Source organism: Ferrimonas marina, assembly GCF_900129905.1.
In the GTDB taxonomy this organism is placed as follows: Bacteria; Pseudomonadota; Gammaproteobacteria; order Enterobacterales; family Shewanellaceae; genus Ferrimonas; species Ferrimonas marina.
On sequence record NZ_FQXG01000003.1, the window covers coordinates 400,419 to 417,652 of the forward strand.

Genomic DNA, 17,234 nt, shown 5'->3' on the forward strand with positions numbered 1-17,234 from the left:
ATTCGGTAGGGCTCCCTGCCGAACTTGAGGGATTAGGAGTCAAGGATGAACCAGACAGGATTGCCGTTTACCGTGGTGGCCAACCGGCCCATGCTGTTTCTGGGGCAGGGCGGCCGCAGCCACTATCTGCGCTTTGGTTTGAGTCGGCGCCAGCTGAGTGATGGGCGGCGGGTGACGCAGCTGCATCTCGGTCGCAAGCTCGCCGTGTTCGCAATGGGGGCCGCCAAGCAGGCCAAGGCGTGCAAACGGGTGCTGGACGTGGAGATGGGACGCCAGTTCATGCTGGGGCCGTTCTTCTGTGAGGCGAAGCTGGCCTGCAATCCCAGCGAGCGTTGCTGGGCCAATCGGCTAATGGATGGGAGTCGCTTGAGCCGATTATTCGCCCTAGAGAAGATTTCCGAGCCTGAGGTGGGCGTGGATCAGGTGGTCCAGGCCGTGTACTTGGGGCCGCTGAGTCTTCACTGGGTGGCTTTCGACACTTGGAAAGACTGGTTGGCCAGTGTCAGACGTAAGGAGCGCCTGTGATGAGCAAGGGATTTGAGCTCGACTTTGATCAAGCGCTTTCTGTTGTCATGACTCGTGCCGGCTGGGTCCAGGGTGAGGATTTCAAGCCCGGTTTGGTGTTGGGCCTGAACGAGATGGGGGTGCTGTGCCAGAAGGACTTGGGTCCGCTTACCGCGCACTGGGTATCGCAGCCGGTAACCACCGGCGTGTATCGGCAGCGCTACCGAGTGGTGAAAACCGCAGCAGAGGCTAAGGCGAAGCCTTGAGGGGTTTACGCCAAGCGACGGAGTGCATATGGATTTGAATTTTTCGTTGTCAAAATTGCAATTGCTAGCGATTGCTGTGAGTGACGCTGATATCAACAAAAGTGCGCGGTTTGTGCCGACGTCGTTACAGACTTACGACGGGCGCTTTTATCCTGGGGGGCAACCACTGGATGCATCAGGGCGGACAGAGGGTGAGGTACCGGCGGGAGGGGTCTTTGAGCCAAGTGCTTCACGGATGGATCGGGAGGTGCCTGCGATGTTGCAGTTAGTCAGAACCACGGGGCGGTTGTTTTTGCGAGTCAACGTAGCTTACCCCTCAGATGTGGCACACTGGCCTGTCGTTACCGAGGTAGACGCGGATGGCTTTGGTTTAGCAGATCCCAACTCTGAGGAAGATTTACGCACGGAGTTTGGCGGCGACGATGAAGTTTACGACCTGCCTATTGCGTGGTTACACCGAGCGATTGAGTCCCGTCGATACCTGCGCGTCCGATGCAGCGATGACGCTCTGGAGTGGGTAGAAGGGGCGTGGCAACCAGAAAACGAGCCCATGCGGTTCCTGTTACCGCTGCCCGATGCTAGAGCCGCTGTTGGCGATACTTTGTCACCCAAGCTGAAGGCCTTGGTGGAGTGCTGTCTCAAGCAGGTTGAGCAAGGGGGCGACAAGGTATTTCGCATCCAGTCAGGTGCGCTGGTGCCGGCCAGAAGTGTTGGTCAGTTTTCACACCAAACCGTCAACCAACTCCATGCCCTGGGGGCAGTCCGGTTGGGTAAGCTGAGAACTGGATATTTGGTGCTGGTGGTTGATCGAGATTTGCTCGAGCGGCTAGGTCAACTGCCTGTATCGAAATAGGCTAGGTTGTTTGAAGCGCGGCTTGGGTTGGGTTCCTCTGGAGCCCTTTTTTGTACCTGTGCGGCGGTGCATGCATTGCTTATGGTGTTTCCTACGGATAGTCCCTTGATATGAATGACCAAATTGAGTAGCGTGCATGCTGAACATCGGTAGGCTTGCCGGTGATGCTGGCCTAAAGTCTGCCCTGGCTGGCGTTGTTGGGTGTGGAGTAAGCAAGATGGAAAAGACACTGCCAATCTGGACCCTGTATCAGTCGCCGAAGGACTACCCAGGGCAATATGTTGCCCGTCGATTTGAGGTTACGCCGGTGGGTGGGCCTAGGTTGACCGATGAGGTGTACGCCAACAAAGACGTGGCGGCGGTGCGTGATTGGGTTCAGCAGGAGGGGCGGCGCTTCGGGGTTGTGCCGGTGAAGCTGGAACGGGATCCGTCGGACGATCCGGTGGTGCTGGAGTCGTGGATCTAGGTGCGGACCTGGGACTGGGTGCGGTATGATGATGACAATGCCCCTGACACGCTCCGTCGCCATTAATAACCGCGGCGCAGCAGTCAGGGGCTATTACGTTAGAGGAATCCCTGCCGTTTCAGAGAGTGGCTAATGTCTTTAAAGGTTTTATCGTCCATTGGCTTGACTAGATGCTTATTGAGCATCGCCAGTGTAACTTTGCTGACCCGACTGTCTTGGTGGCTCTGATAGGCAAGCGGGGCGTTGTTTCGCACTGTCTGGTTGTGGCCAAGCCAGCGCAGCAGTTGCTCTGCATTGTCAAACACCAGCCGGCAGTTGAAGCCCAGTTCAGGACCTAACTGAATGGCGCCAAGCCGGCTGCGGTCCCGTGGGTAGATCGCGGCCAGAAGCGCCCGCAGCGGCGTCTCCGGCGTAGGACTCTCCTTGGGTAGCCGGCCATGCAGTTGAAAGTCCATGATTTCCTTTGCGGTTTTCGGGTATCTCATGCCGGCTCCTCTTCCATTGGCGCGGCTGGGATAAGGCCCAGCATTTTTTGAATGTCAGGCTCGTGATCAACCAGCCCTTCCAGGTGAATGATAAACGGCTCATCGCCCAACACCCGAAACGCTTCATTGAGCTTCTCCAGGAACTCGGGCAGCACCGCGGCTTGCTGCTCCGGCCACATTCCATCCAGATTGAGGACGTTGCCGGCCAGGGCAGAGATCCGCAGGTGGCGCCGGCGTTGGTTGCGCTCAGGGTGCTCGCCGTACACGATGTCGATGTGTTTCAGCTGTTGCATCTCTGCTCCCTCCTTGGATGCTTGGGTTTAAGCTCGCAGCCAGCGTATGGCCGGCATCAAGAGTCGTTGTAGTTCCGCGACGGTCGCCTCGTTGGGTACCATCCCTTGCTGATTCAAATAGCGCCAGTCAGGCTGTGCCAGCGTAACCGGCCAGTGCTGTTGGTTCGGTGGCAACAGGCCGGTATAGCGCCGTACCAGGCGCTGGCGGGATTGCACCCCCAGGTAATCGACGTAGTCGGCGCCATTGGCCAGCTGCACTGCCATGTGATCCTGGCTGTTAATCGCCTTGCGTCCGATCATCACCAGGGCGATGCCTGGGATGAGGGGCTCCAAAGCCTTGGCGAGCAGTACGCAACCGCCGGCACCGAAGTCGCCGTAGGGTAGCAGGGCCTGAGCCGTGTTGCCGGCTAGGGTGTCCCGCAGCATCTGATTAAAGCGAAGTCGCCTGCCCAGCCGAACGAGCGTGCCGCGGTAGCCGGCCCCGCAGGGCCGGCGATGTGCCAAGGTGCTACGCATAGCGGCGTCGCTTGTTGGGCCGGCTGAACTGCGCCTCGTAGTTTTTCTGGGCTTGGCCGTAGAGGCCGGTGCAGACAGACTCATCGCCATCGAGCACTTCTTTGTAGTGTTCGTCGGTGTAGTAAAAGATGCCAGTTTCACCTCGGCCCCACTTGTGCTGATTCAGCAGCGTCAGTACCGCTTTGACCAGCGGGTGGCTGCGCGCTTCATCTACCGAGTGGTTGTTCTCTTCGATGTGCCACGTCAGGGTGCGCTGTTCGGGATCCACGTGCAGCGACCACTCATCCATGTGCAGGGTGAATGACCAGTCTCGCGACGTCAGGGTCTTAAAGGTCGCTTTGCGCGGCTTGCAAAGCGCAGCGTTTTTGCCGCGATAGAGTTCACTGCTGATCCGGAGCAGGTTTTTAAGATCCAGCGCGGTATCACGGGGCTGGGGTACCCCGGGGACCCGATAGCAAAGAATGTCACCAATACGACGCTCGGTGCAGAGATCAACAAAGCGGTTAGCGGCCCGGTCGCGCTTGCTCTGACCCTGCACCAGCGCATGCAAAGCCACCGCGCAGGCGTAGTGGTATTCCACGTGGGCGTTGTACAGTGCCCGGAGTTGCTTAGCCAAAGCACGGAAGCCGGTTTGGTTAAGTTGAATGGTGCCTTCTTCTCGTTGTTTATTGCTCATCGTGACTGTCCTTAGACTTCAGTGGCTCAGGCCTGTCCTGTGCCTTTCAACATTATCTATAATATACAAAAGTATATTGACGGTCAAGCATAAGGATGAGACAATGGCTTTAGAAAATCAGGAAAGTTGAGGGATTGAAGATGGGTCTGAAGCGTTTTGTGTCACGGTTGGTTGAAACCGAAGCGGGTCACACCGTGGTGGTGAAACGGATCGCGTCCAAGGTTGAAAAGCCGGTTGAGGTGGAGATCCACCTTGCTATGACTGCGAGTGAGGCTTCTGGGGTCCGTGTTCTGGTGGAGTGCAAAGGATTGGTTGCCGCCCTGAAACACTTCACGGAAAGCACGCAAACCGGCCGAAAGGGTTCCTATGAGCTCATCTACAATAACGAGCAGTGCCTGAGGCTGGAGGTGGTGACTCGCGGCGAGCCCTTTCGCGAGGTCGTGCGGTTGACCTGTGGCCTGTACGGTGAGCACCTGCAAGGGGACGACCTGGGCGGCCTGGTTGAACTGACCATGATGGACGCCGCTGGACTGCTGAAATTCCTCCAGGCAGATCTTGACTGACCTAGCGCGGTGTTGAGGGTCGATAGCGCGGGTAGTTGCAGAGTCCGGCATAGCGGGCCCGATAGGCTCGCTATATCGACGAAAGGGCCCGAGGGTGGGACAATCCCCCAGGGAGATTGAAAGGAGATAGGGACAGATATGAAAGCAATGCTGTTTAAAAGCTGGTTTGGGTCAGACGCCCATAGCCAGCTGATGGTGAAGCGCGTCGAGGGAGACGGCCATGGGTTTCTGGTGGTGACACTGCGGGATGCAGAGGACAGTGGATCTGGGGTGGAGTTGATGCTGTCGCCGTGGGCTTCCAAGCTGATCAGTGCCCTTGAGTATTACTCCACGCAGGTAGATGGTAAGTACCCGCGGGGGTACCGCTGTTTGGAACTGGGTGAGGACGGCGGTATCCTCGAGGTGGGTGGTTCTGTCCAGGGTGAGCCCTACGCAGAGGTCGTGACGTTTATCTGGACCCTGGGGGCCCATACCCATGGGGTGGATATGACCATGGCGGACGCCCAGTCGCTGGTCAAGTTCCTTAAGGCATAGGGGCGAGAAATCGACCCGTCGGATACGCTCGACCCGTTAGGGGAAGGGTGCTGGCGGTGGTAGACTGGCGGCAAAATAAGAACGATAAGGGGGCGGTATGCTCTACGTGGTCGACAATCCAGGGTCCAATTTTGAGGAGAACACGGTTGTCGCGGTTAATCCGAAAGGCCTGGAGCCCTGCAACCTGATCACTGGGCTGCCCGAAGGGCTGGAGCGTGACCCCGCCTGGACCGCCCGTAATCAGTGCTATAACAACGTCCACAACGCGTTGCAGCAGTTGGGGCCGTACTGTGGCGAGTGGGGTATGGCCCATGTGCTGATTGTGGCTGACAACACCCTGTGTTGTGGCCATGCGGTGCTCTGGCATATCACAGAGAACGCCTTTTATGACATTACCCCGCCGGCGGATGGGATGTCAGCACCGGAGCATGTGCTGCTGGCGTTGACGGTGACCCAGATGGAGAACATCGAGTTGGCCACCCTGGCCCGCGAGCGCTTCGGCGCAGAAGATAAGATCTCGCTACCCAACTTTCCCGATCTGGCCGCAGTGGAACCTGGCAGCGTGGAGGGTCCATTGGCGTTGCGCCTGGCCAAGCTGCACCGTTCCTTGATGCTCAATGAAGGGGTGTTGGGTCGGGCCAAAGAAAACGCCGGCTCAGAGCCGGCGTTGGTTCGGTAGGTCAGGGTTGGTTACGGCCCGAACTCGTCGGTCAGCGCCGGGCGGATGATGTGGGCCACCACATCGGAGTTACCGCCACCGGTGCCGCTACCCCAGGTCACGATCTGACCATCAGACAGCATCGCCGCTACACCCTGGTCAGAGCCGTAGATCCGGACCACTTGGTTGCCGTCCAACAGATGCTGGACACCGGACTGGTTACCACCGTACTTGCTGTCACCCCAGGAGGTGGTGGAGCCGTCTGAGTGGATCGCTACACAGGCGTGCAGGCTGTGGCCCACATCGCGCACATCGGCCAGTGACAGGGCGCCGTCTGGCAGGGCACCACAGCGGGTTGCACCGCCCCAGGTGATCAGCGAGTTGTCTTCCTGTACGGCCATCAGGGCGTAGGGGGTGCCGAACACGCGCTTGATGTCGAAGAACAGGTGCTCAACGTGGTCGGTGACCGAACCGTAGTTCACACTACCCCAGGCGAAGATCTGGCCATCTTCACGACGGGCAACGAAGGCCCAGCGGCTATGCGCCATCTCAACGATGTCGTAGAGCTCAGCGGCGTCTTCGCCCGGATCACCACCCACATCAGAGCGGCCCCAGGTGATCAGCTCACCGGTGTCCAGGATCCCCATGAAGGACTCCTGGTTGTAGCGCAGTCGCACCACGTCCTCGAGCTTGTCTTCGACACTGCTCAGGTCTGGGTACACACCCCAGGCCACGAACCGGTTGTCCTTGGTGCGGGCGGTAAAGGTGGAGGCGTTACCGAAGATCTGCACCACGTCGGTCAGTTGATCCTGCACTGCGGAGGAGTCACCGCCGTGGGTCGGGAAGCCCCAGGTCACCACGGTGCCGTCTTTGCGGATGGCCGCGAAGGCGTTCTCACCGGAGTGGATGGAGTCAACGTCAACCAGCTGTTCGGCCACAGCGCTGATGTCACCTCCTTTCTCGATGTCACCCCAGGCGAACACCTTTCCGTCGGCACGCAGCGCGGCGAAGGCTTTGCTGGTGCTGACGATCTGGACAATGTCATAAAGCTCAGCATCCAGGCCGGTGGTATCAGCACCCTGGGTCACATCACCCCAGGTCACGACGGAGCCATCTTCCTTCAGGGCCGCGAAGGCTTGAGTGGTCACGTGCAGGGACTTAACGTCCACCAGCTGATCGGCCACGGCCGAGCTGTCACCGCCGCGCTCCAGGCTACCCCAGGTCACAACCCACTTGTCTTTGTGTAGGGCCGCGAAGGCGCGGTTACCGGCCACCACCTGATCCCAGACACGTTGGTACATGCCGGAGGTCAGCAGGTCGTTTTGGATCCACCACCACTGCTCGTCATCCAGATCATCGTCGGTCTTAGGCACCGGGTAGTGCTGGGACTCACCCTCGGCCTTGATGTCGGTGATGGTGAAGATGTTGTCGGTGGTCACGATCTCAGTGGTGTATTCGTTGTCCACCGGGATGAAGGTGTACCAGTAGGCGTCATCTTCAGCCAGTTGCAGTTCCTGTTCCGAGACAGAAACCTTCTCCACCTGCTCGTGGTTGTCGACGGTCACCCAGGTGAAGCCGCCATTGACCAGGTCAACGTTAAGCTCCACCGCGGTCTCGTTCAGTTCCGCTTCGCCTTCCACCACGTAGGTGGCGCTCATGGCAGACAGGTTGTAGGTCTGCTTCTGCGCGGATTCCACGTGGATCACGTCACCGGTGGTCAGAGTGACCGGCAGATCCTCGTCAATGCTGAACGGGTCGACCTCGGCCTTAGCGCCGTTGATCTTCAGGATGTAAGCGTCCTTATCCAGGAAGGTGCTCATATCCGGACCCACTTGCGGACCGGTGCTGGCACCGGCGAAGCTGGCGCCGCCCAGGTTGATGTTGCCCGGGTGGGTAAAGGTTACGGTGACCTCACGGGTACTGGAGGGGATCAGCATCACCCACTCTTCCCAGGCACCCTCATCGGAACACATGCGGGACCAGGAGGAGCCGTCGGAGCGGATCTCTTCCTCTGAGGTGCCCGGTTCACATTCCCAGGCCGGCGCGGTCATCTGCCACTCGCCCCATTGGCCTTCAGCAGAACAGCTGCGCAGCCACTGTGAGCCGTCGTCGTGGGTCTCGGCCTCGGTGCTGTCGGGCTGACAGTCCCAGGGCTCAGAAACCTGTTCCCAATCGCCCCAGGTGCCATCGGCGCTACAGGCCTGCACCCAGACCGAGCCGTCATCGCGGTTATCGGTTTGGGTTTGGTCTGCGGAACACTCAGCTACCACGGGCGGATCAATGATTTCGGGGATATCGTCCACCGAAGAGCCGCCGCTACAGGCGGCGAGCAACGGCAATAGGGCCGAGGCAATGCCTGCTTTTTTGTAATGCAACATAGAACGTCTCCTGCGGCCAGGTGGCCTTTTCAAACGTGCGTAATTAATACTAATTATACGGCCGCTGGATCGCAGGGTGTTCAAATCCACGTTGGTTGGTCAACTATGGTAGGGGCGCAATGATAGGGATGGGGGGTACAGGGAGGCACGGACCTCGGGAAACATCCATCGCGGCTGTGGGTGTATGGCCTCAGAGTGTGGCTAGATGTTATATTAAATGGGCGGTACGTATGAGCCGGTGTCCTCGAAAGGGGTAGCTGCCGTGACGCCTGATTCTCCAGGTCCCCATCGCTGATAGGGATATGCAGGTCTCCGCCAAAGCGCAGAGATAACCAAGATGCCCGGCCCTTATTAAGAAGCCCCGCCGATACTTAAGTTCGGCGGGGCTGTTTTGTTGAAAGGCGGGGTTAGCGGTGGGGGTTGAAGTTGGCAAAGGCCGGGTTGACCCAGGTGTCCTCGTCGCCGGCAAATCGGCGAAAGCCTTGTTTGATGTATTCCCAGGTTTGCTCCAGGCATACCCAGCGGCGTCCCAGTTTCTGTGCCGCGGCGCCCGAGGTCAGAGTGCCACCGAACGGGTCAACCACCAGGTCTGAGGGTCGGCTGAGGAAGCCGATCAGGAACTCAGCTAGGCGCTGCGGGTACTTAGCCGCATGCGGTGGCAGGCCCAGTGTGCGTGCCTCGGCGTTGACGGCCCGGCCCTCCGGGCAGTAGTTACTGAACTTGAGCGTGTTGGTGGGGATCTTGCCCTCGGTGACCCGACCAAAGCTGCCTACCGGCTGCACGTAGGCGCCGTCGCCATGCTCTGAGTGATGCTGCTGGCCGCCGCTGGCCATCAGCTTCTTCATCCGTTCCGAGTGCGGTTGCAGCACCCGGCGATTGTCGGCAAAACAGTCCAGCGGGGAGTTACACAGCCAGAGGATAGGCTCGTAAGAGGTGTGCAGCTGCATCCGGTTTACGTGCGCCCAGGTTGTCGGTCCGGGGCACTTATTCGACTGCCACATCAGGGTGTCCATCTTGTACAGTCCCAGTTCGTCTTCGCAGCGGATCAGCAACCGCTCTACGTAGGTTGAGCGCTGCGGGGAGCCCTGGACAAAGATGTCGTTGCCCAGGTTGATGGCCATGGAGCCACCTTTCACCAGGCGCTTGGCAATGGGCTTGAGAACCTTCATCAGCCAGTCAATGTACTCCTTCACCTCCGGGTTGCCATAGGCGCGGGCGACCCGCAGCGGATACGGCGGCGAGGAGATCATCAGTGCGATGGGCTCGTCGATGATATCGCGGGAGAGCAGGTCGATGCTGTCGCAGCAGATGGCGATGCCCAGGCTAGTAGACATCGCGACCACGGCTTTTGCCTGCTTGATGGCGTGCAGTTGCTGGCGCTTCTTGCCGGTGAGGGTCCATTGGCCGCGGTCAACGCGGGTCAGGATCCCCTGGTCGCGCAGCGCCTGCTGAGCCCAGCGCACCCGGTGGTGGAATTTGTTGTGCTGGGTCTGCGCCTGGCCAAACAGGCCCATCTCGTTGCGCTGTGCCTCATCTAGCTCGAGGCGATCAGCGACGGCAGAGTACAGCTCGGTGTTGCTCAGGGGAGTTTCGCAGGCCGCGTAGGCGTCGGTGACAGCGTCAAACAGGTCTGGTTGCATTCCATGCATGGTTCTGACTCCTTCATTATCAACCCTTTAAATATACAAAAGTATATATTAGTGGTCAAGTCGGAGATGGCCCTGTTGCGTCGGTACTGGTTCCTTGCGGTACGGTGTTTGGCACAGGCACAGGGGGTCAGTATGTGCGAAGGTTGAAGCCCGTCACGTGCCCTATGGAAAACCCTAATAAGCAAGACCCGGATCCCAGTAGATCGAACAGTGCTTTCTGGCCAGCGCATAGGCTGTTCTTTGGGGCTAAAGGTTCATGCCATCCGGTGTTAGCATCAAAGTGTTGCGTTGTGGTGGGCTGAGTATGTGGAAGTGGTATAAACAGGTGCTTTGGTGGCACAGTCGCCACCCTGAAGGGGTTTTGCTGGCGGTGCTGCTGTCGGCTTTGTGTTGGTTCGCAGCAGAGCTGCCAGTAGTACCGCTGTTCGTGGGCTTGTTGCTGGTACCGATCATTGGGGTCGGGGTGGTCGGCAACTACACCAGTGGTGAGAGGGGCACGCACGCATTGCAGATGGTGTTTTGCTGCTACAGCCCGAAAAGTAACGACGGGCATTATGTGCATCAGGTGTTCGTCGGCCTGGTGGCTCTATGGGGAGTCGCCGGATGGGGTGGGGCCTGGCTGTTGGCAAGCTCGGGTATCGAGACCGGCGCCATCGTGGCAAGGTTCCCGGTGTTTACCGGAGTGCTGAGCTTGATGGTGATGATGGTAATGGTGTTCCTGGCGGCAGTGTCCATCACCAACGTGCATATGGGCATGTTCAACAGCGAGCGGGTTAACGTCGTGTTGGGCGGAAGGGACTGGTGGTACTGGTTCACCGCAATGATAGTGGCCTTAGTTGGTTGTCGGTTGTCTGGTAAGCCCTGGACGCTGGGGTTTAACCTGGCGCTAATCTGGCTGCTGCCAGGGTGGTTTGCCCACACCCTGATGCGTATCGCTGCGGCGAACTTCGTTGAGATGTCTAAGCAAAGAGCAAAGGCTGGCGATGAGTGAAGCGCCTGATCGGTTGGACCTGGAAAGCGAGTTGGCCCGCCTGTTGGCCATTGAGACTGCGCAGTACGAAGATTTCATGCTGACCCGATTCGCTGTGCGTCGGCAGATAGCGCGTCATGCGGTCGACCGGGCCCGGGAGCTGTACCCGGAGGTGCCGCGGTCTCAATGGATGGCGGCCGCAGTGCAGCTGAGAAGGGCGGGGTAAGTTGGCTGTCAAAAGCACGCCATTTTCACCGGTCCGCTTGACGGGTGAAGACAGCAGAAAGTTCGTTGAGCAGGTAGAGGCCTCGCCAGGGCGGCCGGCGGTAGGACAAGCGCTGCAGCGCGGCAGGTTGACGTTGGCGAGATTGAAGAAAAGGGCGGGTGCAGTGGGCCAGGGTGATCCAGGTTAGCTTAGAGACCCGCGAGCAGGTGACGGTCAGCAGGAGTTCATCGGTCTGAGTGCACCGTGCATCTGGCCGGTCGGGGTAAATTGGAAGAAAAACGGGATGCATTATGCGCAGTGACAAGGTCGGTTCGGTCAAGCCATTGGCCAGCTCCCCTCTGGCGAGGTTTGTGAACCAATCTACGCCTGAAGAGCAGGCAGAGGTCTATCGCCGTGTGTTTGAGAAGGTCGACAAAGATCAGCAGGCAGTGATCAGCCAGGCGGAAAGGGGTTCCCACGATGAATAAACGAGATAAGGCCATTACTCCTCTCTATGATCTGATGGCGGCTCAACTGAAGGATTGCGACGCTTGGGCCAGGCGTGAAAAAGATCGCGTGGACCTGCTCAAACTTAAAGAGGGTCATGCTGCGTTGAACCGAACCGGGGGGGCGCCAGGACTCCTGGCTCTCTCTGAGGCTCATATTGGAATCGTTACCGCTAGAGTGCTGCCCCGAGAGCAGGATGTTTCTCCCGCAAAGACTGCAGCATCGCGGGCCGGCGATATGGCGGAAGCGCTGAGAGCTGCCAGGGGTGTTCTTTGCGCACTTGTTGAGCTGCATTTTACACGTGACGCCTATGGTGATCTGACTCAGTATCTAGATTCTCTCGGCACTAAGCTGCGGATGGAAGACAGGTGTGCTCCGAGTTGGCACCGACGGGAGTGCTTTGTTGTGTGTGGTGATCTTGGCGAAATAGAGAAGCTTGTAGAAGCATCGAAGGGCTGGCCGGATTGCCAGTATGGTGAGGCCGCAGTCGGCCTTCCACGTTGGGAGGGTCCGAAAGTTGCCCGGGTAGCTGATAAGGAGCGGACGCTGTGGTCATTTGCCAAGCAATACCTTGCGGCACATTGGTTGACCACGATTGAGGAAGATAAAGACTGGGTCCAGGAGTGTGCACTTGAGGTTCTTAAGGGGCTAGAGCCGGGTACTACTGAGACCTCGTTAAGGGGGATGGTGGGTGAAGAGCTAGCTTACTACGTAGGTAAGGGGCGCGTACATTTGAAACCAGAGGTGTCGCCAGCACCGTTTTAACTGGCAACCGACTTGTACGTTCTGGGCCCCGCCGTAAGGTGGGGTTCTTTGTTTGGATGACATCTGTTGGCGGAAGGGCCAGGGGAATCAGGACGACAGGGAGCTGTTTACACCGGAGTTTCGCCAAGTCATACTGCTTTGAATCTGAAGATAGGGAAGTCTTCCATGCTATTTAGCGCTGCCTTTTTGATTCTGATTTTGGGCCTGTCCGGTTATTGGGTAGGCCAAATGATGCCTTATGTTCGCGTTCGTCTTAGCGGCTCCGTTGGCTCGCATACGCTGTATATGTCGATCGGTATGGGGTTTGTGCTTGCCGTGGGTGTATTCATTGGGCGGACCCTGATTGTTATTATCCAGTCAGCAACCGGTATTAGCGGACGCATAATGACATGGCTGCTGGATATTTCTGGAGTCACATATAAGTTGCCGGAAGACGGGTTTAATCTTGTTGTGCTTGAGGTTGCCGTGTCTATGCTTTTAATTGTCCCAGCAATCTACTTCTGTCGAAAGACAGATTGGTGCAAAAGATTGCTTTGCATTGGCGTCACCAATGTCGCAGGTGATTCGGGTGGGGTAACTGGGCTTAAAGCTTGGGACGCGCCTAAGGACTTAGACTCTGAGATGTTGTTTCAGGCAATGGTTGAGTATGACGGCAGTCCGGAATTTACTCAAGGATTAGAGTTGTCCAAAATAGAATCAAAGTTCTTAGAGTTGAGGCTGAAGTCAGGTCGTATACTTTTTGCTGCGCCAGCATCAATACCGATAGGGCCTTTTAATGATCTGCGCTTTAGGGTCTTCTATGAAATGCGCGAAGATGAAAAGGGTGTCCCTTATGGTATTGTTGAGTATAAAGATAATCTAAAGGCCGTCGAGGAGTATAGGGAAGTCGGGAGTAAACTTTACCTTCTAGAATTCTGTGGTCCGAGACCTCAAGCGGATTATGAGCCTGGGAGCTCCTACCTACACTTCCTGGCTCAGGTAGGTCCATATATGCTTGCCCTTGAGAAATTCTGGGAGTCTGGGGTTACGGTTGCGGTCAGGGAGATTGAATCCCTTGGCACGGTCGAGCAGCAGGTGTTCCAAGACCGGATTGCGCTGGGGGATGAGGCGGCAAACCCACCGGCAGAACCGGGCCAGCTTCATCTGGGTGCGCCAGGGTAGGTGGTGGGTGCGTATTTGACATGATGCTGTATAGAATTACAATGAGATGTAATTGATTTGAGGAGGGCTGAGTATGAATAAGAAGGACTTCAGGCCTATGCCTGAGTGGCTGCGCCATCAAGTGCAGCAAATGCCTGATTTAGCCCCAACATCCCGTGGGATTCAGGTTACTCACAAGCCTGGCTCTAACGCACTTACCCTCGAGCCAGGCTCGATGGTGCAGAGTGAGTCTTTGGCAGAGCAGTTACAGGGGATGAAGAAGATCCTCGAAGGCAAACTGTAGTAAACGCAGGCGATGGATTGACAAAGGCACCCTTGAGGGTGCCTTTTTTGAACCAGTCAGTTGGTTTAAGTTGAGATCGGAATGGTCTTCGGCATTTCGGTCTCAGGTACTTCCCGTTCGAGGCGAATGCTGAGGAATCCGTGGTCAAGCAGTGCGCTTTTCAGGTGCACATGTTCAGCCAGGCGGAACGCCTTGGTGAAGTCGCGCAAAGCCACGCCGCGGTGAAGGTAATCAACATCGACTTCTTTATTCTCTTTCCGTCCAGTAATGCTAAGTTTGTCGCCATGCAATTCCACACCTAATTCATCTTTTTTAAAACCAGCAACTGCAATATCAATCTGGTATTCATCTTCGTTAATGGCGATGACATTGTGGGGCGGATAATTGCCATCAGGTTTGAGTGCTTCGTCAAACATGCGTGGCATAACATCGAACCCGATGGTGCTACGAAACAGCGGTGAAAAATCGATAGTTTGAAAACTCATAGTAGTGTCCTCTTTTGAGCAACTGTTTGCGTGGGCCTTGTATAAAGCGCCCACTGATCAAGTGTGGGTGGTAATCACCTATTTCAAGTGTTGTGCGTAGATTTGAACTTAATGGCGATGGGGCCAATGTGCTGGCAGGTCATTAACTCGGCAGTATCCCTATATGTAAAGCGGAAAACGTGCTCATGGAGTGGGTGGTGGAAACCGCTTCGGTATTGGTCGGAGCCACAGTATCGTGGGGTACAATGGAATAAGTGAAGTGCGAGGAACCACGCCGTGACATCCCAAATTGATGCGTTGAAATATGGTTGGCCAGAAGCAGAAAAACTTCAGCAGCAGCGACGTTTGATCGTCAAGCACACCGGCACAGAGAAGCGGACGCTTATCAACGGTGAATACTGGTTCCTGGTTCGGCGCAACGGTTTTAATCGCCAAGTCCCGTTCGGGCAACTCACCCCTGATGAATTCGAAGCCCACCTGGATGCGGCTGCGCGCAAAGAACTGCGTGAGCAGCGACCGGGTTCTGCCGGTGGGTTGCTGGGTGATCCAGTAGCAGGCGTTGTCGGGGATGGCGCCGTGGCACAGCTGCAGGCAGAGTTGAAGGCCGCCCGGGGCCTCCCCGGTGCTGCCCCTGGGGTAAAGGCGTCGGGCGAAAGCAAGGACCTGGTGTAGCGCCGGGTCAAAGGGATTCAGATTCGGTTGTCGAATGTCGGCGACCAAAACAACCGTATTGAGAGGCAAGTTGCATGGTGGATGGGTCGACTAAGAAAGCCCAGGAAAGGGCAGTGTTAAGTATGGCTCAAGCGATTGCAGGGCGGGTGGGGCATGCGAAGCAACTTGAAGCTTCGGGTCTTATCGCCAGCTACATTTTGGCACTGAGGGAGCGGTACAAGGAAGGGGAAGCTGAGGCGAAGCGCTTGAATGATCATTTGCGGTTACCCACCGGCTTCTTCGCCGATAAGGAAATTCAGGATGCTCTGAAGGCGCAGTTAGAAGCGACGGCTCGTTCGAGCTCTCTATTGCACGAGAAGTTAATTGAGACGGAACAGGCCATCCGTCGCCATTTGGAAATGAAAAGTAAGCATGAGGACCAACTTGCCGAGGTGCTGCGCTCGGGTCAGGTCGCTAGCGTGCTCTCTACAGTGAAGGTGACCGGAGTAGGGGGTAAGTCATTGAAAGGCCTTATGGCAGAGCCGGCCATGGCAGAAATCCGAGATCTTGTGACACGGGACGGGCCTAATGCCCACGGTATGAAGCTGGAATCAGAGCGTTCTTTAGATGCTGATGGGTCCGCTGCACACGTGTTCGTTCTGGTTGGCAATTTATCCCAGGTGCAGCGCTTTTGTGAGCGCTTACGCCACATTCTCTATGAGGGGGGGTATTTGGGTATCGAGGTGGACTCCATGCACGTCGCGGGGATCCCCAAGATGGAACCGAAGCCGGCGGTGGATATCCCCGACAGAGGTGACAACGGTGCCTTTGTGGCGGGGCTCAAAAGGTTTGTCTGCTACCGGGATGTGACGGGTGTTACTCACCAGAGAGATCTGGCTGACGTGGTGGCCCGCGCTGGTATGGAATGCTTGGCACCTCTGGCCAGGTTTCTCCCGAAGGGGCACGATTACGATGACCCTGCAATAAAGGCGCCAGGGTATGAACGTGACCTCATGGATTTGAGGTCTGTGGTTGAGAAAGCTAGGGGTCGGGGCAACGAAGTCGAGGGCTTAGATCGGTAATTAAAGATGAGGCCGCCCTTGAATGGGGTTGGCTTTACGATTCCCAGATACAAACGGTTTCAGATTCGGTCGCCCAATGCAGGCGGTCACAACAATCATATCAAGAGGGCAGTCGCATGTTGGACAGGTTAGTCGAGAAAGGGGCGGGAAAGGCAATCCTAAGGATTGCTGAGACGGTCGCTTCGCGAGATCGGCGTGCTAAGCAACTGAGTAAACATAAAGTGAGCACTGCCGAGTCAATGATCGGGGAGGAGGCGCTCGGGATGCTTAATGGGGCGATCGAGAGGTTAAAGCAACTTGCAGACAGCCCAGGAAGACTGATCTCCAGCGATGCTGATCTGTCCAGGTTTCGCGATCTGAATGCTGCTGCCGGGCCTTTTGAGTCGTTCTTTACAAGCAGCTTGACCAATCTGTCGAGTGCGCAGCGCACCCATCAGTCGAGGGAAAGAAAGAACGAGGAAAAGTTGGCAAAAGTCCTGCACTCGGGTGAAGTGGTAAGTGCGGTGTCAACGATCCAAGTTCAAGGTACGAAGGGTCAGAGCCTGGATGATCTAATGGCAGAGCCGGTCATGGCCGGGCTTCGTGAACTGGTTAGTGGCTCCAGTAGTGAACTGCATGGCATGAAACTGGTATCTGAGCGTTCCAGGGGTGGTGATGGGGCCGCTGTTCATGGGTTTGTGCTGAATGGCAATGTGTCGCAGATGCAGAAGTTGGTTAAGTGCCTGGGTGATTACATTGCGCTTAATGACCCAGATCGGTCCGTCATCGCGACTCGTCTCCAGCACATCGCAGGGATGCCTAAAATCGCACCGCAGCCATCACGGCTTTTTTTCGACTACAACGCTGATGATGGTGCGTTCAGTGCCGCTGTTTCAAAGTTTTCTTGCTACGTCGATGTGACTGGTTTCGCCAGTAAGGCTTACGTGCCAGAGCGTTTGGCCCAGTCAGTATTGGAGCGTATGGTGCCATTGGCCGAATATCTACCGGAGGAGGGTGAGCCCGTGACGCCTGCCGAGTACGTCGATGGTCTCGCCCGTGAGGTTGCGACCTTGCTCGCCATGGCTGAACAAGCGAGGGAACACAAGAAAGAGTCCGGCGGCTTGGAGCGTTAATTTATGGGTACTGACAGGGCTGGTGAGTTCTGGCCTACTGTACCTGCAGACAGAATTGAATGCCGCCTGGTGTGCTCTGGGTTAATCAAACTTGGGGCAGTAACAGGGCCCAAACAGGTATCGGATGTGGCGCCAGGCAGATAGGTTTACAGGGGATCGCCAAGCACAGGCG

General features: G+C 56.9%; 23 protein-coding genes. 16 read left to right on the forward strand and 7 right to left on the reverse strand.

The annotated features are described in order from the left end of the window. Positions 1 to 45: 45 nt before the first annotated feature. From BUC04_RS09145 to BUC04_RS09160, 4 genes are all read left to right on the forward strand, one after another. Positions 46 to 525: a hypothetical protein gene (locus BUC04_RS09145; protein ID WP_067655484.1), complete on the forward strand. Its 480-nt coding sequence runs from the start codon at positions 46 to 48 to the stop codon at positions 523 to 525. Then, positions 525 to 770 (forward strand): hypothetical protein, encoded by a 246-nt coding sequence (locus BUC04_RS09150; protein ID WP_067655481.1) that lies wholly within the window; start codon positions 525 to 527, stop codon positions 768 to 770. Before BUC04_RS09145 ends, BUC04_RS09150 begins: the two co-directional genes overlap by 1 nt. 28 nt (positions 771 to 798) lie before the next feature. Next, complete coding sequence (locus tag BUC04_RS09155) at positions 799 to 1,623, forward strand: hypothetical protein (protein WP_067655478.1); 825 nt, start codon at positions 799 to 801, stop codon at positions 1,621 to 1,623. Positions 1,624 to 1,840: 217 nt separating this feature from the next. Beyond that, positions 1,841 to 2,089, forward strand: coding sequence for a hypothetical protein (locus BUC04_RS09160; protein ID WP_073325827.1), 249 nt, complete (start codon positions 1,841 to 1,843; stop codon positions 2,087 to 2,089). 98 nt (positions 2,090 to 2,187) lie between these two features. Here the strand turns inward: BUC04_RS09160 and BUC04_RS09165 are convergent, their stop codons facing one another. Genes BUC04_RS09165 through BUC04_RS09180 form a run of 4 tightly spaced genes read right to left on the reverse strand, consistent with a single transcriptional unit; the run spans position 2,188 to position 4,059 of the window. Then, complete coding sequence (locus BUC04_RS09165; protein WP_067655472.1) at positions 2,188 to 2,574, reverse strand: hypothetical protein; 387 nt, start codon at positions 2,572 to 2,574, stop codon at positions 2,188 to 2,190. Then, on the reverse strand, positions 2,571 to 2,867 hold the full coding sequence (locus BUC04_RS09170) for a hypothetical protein (protein WP_067655469.1): 297 nt from the start codon (positions 2,865 to 2,867) through the stop codon (positions 2,571 to 2,573). The genes BUC04_RS09165 and BUC04_RS09170 overlap by 4 nt, the downstream gene beginning before the upstream one ends. Before the next feature lie 27 nt (positions 2,868 to 2,894). After that, a complete protein-coding gene (locus BUC04_RS09175; protein WP_143165634.1) occupies positions 2,895 to 3,383 on the reverse strand; it encodes a hypothetical protein in 489 nt (162 codons plus the stop codon). Further along, on the reverse strand, positions 3,376 to 4,059 hold the full coding sequence (locus BUC04_RS09180; RefSeq protein WP_067655463.1) for a hypothetical protein: 684 nt from the start codon (positions 4,057 to 4,059) through the stop codon (positions 3,376 to 3,378). Before BUC04_RS09180 ends, BUC04_RS09175 begins: the two co-directional genes overlap by 8 nt. 140 nt (positions 4,060 to 4,199) lie before the next feature. Here BUC04_RS09180 and BUC04_RS09185 point away from each other — a divergent pair, with 140 nt between their 5' ends. From BUC04_RS09185 to BUC04_RS09195, 3 genes are all read left to right on the forward strand, one after another. Beyond that, a complete protein-coding gene (locus BUC04_RS09185; protein ID WP_143165635.1) occupies positions 4,200 to 4,622 on the forward strand; it encodes a hypothetical protein in 423 nt (140 codons plus the stop codon). Between the two features lie 138 nt (positions 4,623 to 4,760). After that, positions 4,761 to 5,156 carry a hypothetical protein gene (locus BUC04_RS09190; protein WP_143165636.1) on the forward strand — a complete coding sequence of 132 codons (396 nt, stop codon included), beginning with the start codon at positions 4,761 to 4,763 and terminating at the stop codon, positions 5,154 to 5,156. Positions 5,157 to 5,253: 97 nt separating this feature from the next. Next, positions 5,254 to 5,835 carry a hypothetical protein gene (locus BUC04_RS09195; protein ID WP_067655454.1) on the forward strand — a complete coding sequence of 194 codons (582 nt, stop codon included), beginning with the start codon at positions 5,254 to 5,256 and terminating at the stop codon, positions 5,833 to 5,835. Positions 5,836 to 5,846: 11 nt separating this feature from the next. Here BUC04_RS09195 and BUC04_RS09200 read toward each other — a convergent pair whose 3' ends face one another. Together BUC04_RS09200 and BUC04_RS09205 are read right to left on the reverse strand one after the other, a co-directional pair. Continuing rightward, positions 5,847 to 8,192, reverse strand: a complete 2,346-nt coding sequence (locus BUC04_RS09200) for an RCC1 domain-containing protein (RefSeq protein WP_067655451.1) — start codon at positions 8,190 to 8,192, stop codon at positions 5,847 to 5,849. 407 nt (positions 8,193 to 8,599) lie between these two features. Continuing rightward, positions 8,600 to 9,841 carry a site-specific DNA-methyltransferase gene (locus BUC04_RS09205; RefSeq protein WP_073325784.1) on the reverse strand — a complete coding sequence of 414 codons (1,242 nt, stop codon included), beginning with the start codon at positions 9,839 to 9,841 and terminating at the stop codon, positions 8,600 to 8,602. A 304-nt stretch (positions 9,842 to 10,145) separates the two neighbouring features. Here BUC04_RS09205 and BUC04_RS09210 point away from each other — a divergent pair, with 304 nt between their 5' ends. From BUC04_RS09210 to BUC04_RS09230, 6 genes are all read left to right on the forward strand, one after another. Further along, on the forward strand, positions 10,146 to 10,832 hold the full coding sequence (locus tag BUC04_RS09210; RefSeq protein ID WP_067655446.1) for a hypothetical protein: 687 nt from the start codon (positions 10,146 to 10,148) through the stop codon (positions 10,830 to 10,832). Beyond that, positions 10,825 to 11,037, forward strand: a complete 213-nt coding sequence (locus tag BUC04_RS09215; RefSeq protein ID WP_067655443.1) for a hypothetical protein — start codon at positions 10,825 to 10,827, stop codon at positions 11,035 to 11,037. Before BUC04_RS09210 ends, BUC04_RS09215 begins: the two co-directional genes overlap by 8 nt. 290 nt (positions 11,038 to 11,327) lie before the next feature. Continuing rightward, entirely contained in the window at positions 11,328 to 11,504 is a 177-nt protein-coding gene (locus tag BUC04_RS23920) for a hypothetical protein (protein WP_156479958.1), read from the forward strand. Then, positions 11,497 to 12,288, forward strand: a complete 792-nt coding sequence (locus tag BUC04_RS09220; RefSeq protein ID WP_067655440.1) for a hypothetical protein — start codon at positions 11,497 to 11,499, stop codon at positions 12,286 to 12,288. The genes BUC04_RS23920 and BUC04_RS09220 overlap by 8 nt, the downstream gene beginning before the upstream one ends. Positions 12,289 to 12,453: 165 nt before the next feature. Next, positions 12,454 to 13,449, forward strand: coding sequence for a hypothetical protein (locus BUC04_RS09225; protein ID WP_067655437.1), 996 nt, complete (start codon positions 12,454 to 12,456; stop codon positions 13,447 to 13,449). A gap of 73 nt (positions 13,450 to 13,522) precedes the next feature. Continuing rightward, positions 13,523 to 13,732, forward strand: coding sequence for a hypothetical protein (locus BUC04_RS09230; protein WP_067655434.1), 210 nt, complete (start codon positions 13,523 to 13,525; stop codon positions 13,730 to 13,732). Positions 13,733 to 13,797: 65 nt separating this feature from the next. On the opposite strand, the gene BUC04_RS09235 is transcribed toward BUC04_RS09230, so the two are convergent. Then, on the reverse strand, positions 13,798 to 14,217 hold the full coding sequence (locus BUC04_RS09235) for an Hsp20 family protein (protein ID WP_067655431.1): 420 nt from the start codon (positions 14,215 to 14,217) through the stop codon (positions 13,798 to 13,800). A 276-nt stretch (positions 14,218 to 14,493) separates the two neighbouring features. On the opposite strand from BUC04_RS09235, the gene BUC04_RS09240 reads away from it, so the two are divergent. The 3 genes from BUC04_RS09240 to BUC04_RS09250 all read left to right on the forward strand — a co-directional run bounded on the left by BUC04_RS09240 (position 14,494) and on the right by BUC04_RS09250 (position 17,062). Next, positions 14,494 to 14,889 carry a hypothetical protein gene (locus BUC04_RS09240; RefSeq protein WP_143165637.1) on the forward strand — a complete coding sequence of 132 codons (396 nt, stop codon included), beginning with the start codon at positions 14,494 to 14,496 and terminating at the stop codon, positions 14,887 to 14,889. Between the two features lie 113 nt (positions 14,890 to 15,002). Next, positions 15,003 to 15,950, forward strand: a complete 948-nt coding sequence (locus BUC04_RS09245) for a hypothetical protein (protein WP_143165638.1) — start codon at positions 15,003 to 15,005, stop codon at positions 15,948 to 15,950. Positions 15,951 to 16,066: 116 nt separating this feature from the next. Next, positions 16,067 to 17,062, forward strand: a complete 996-nt coding sequence (locus BUC04_RS09250; RefSeq protein ID WP_067655422.1) for a hypothetical protein — start codon at positions 16,067 to 16,069, stop codon at positions 17,060 to 17,062. Positions 17,063 to 17,234 lie beyond the last annotated feature (172 nt).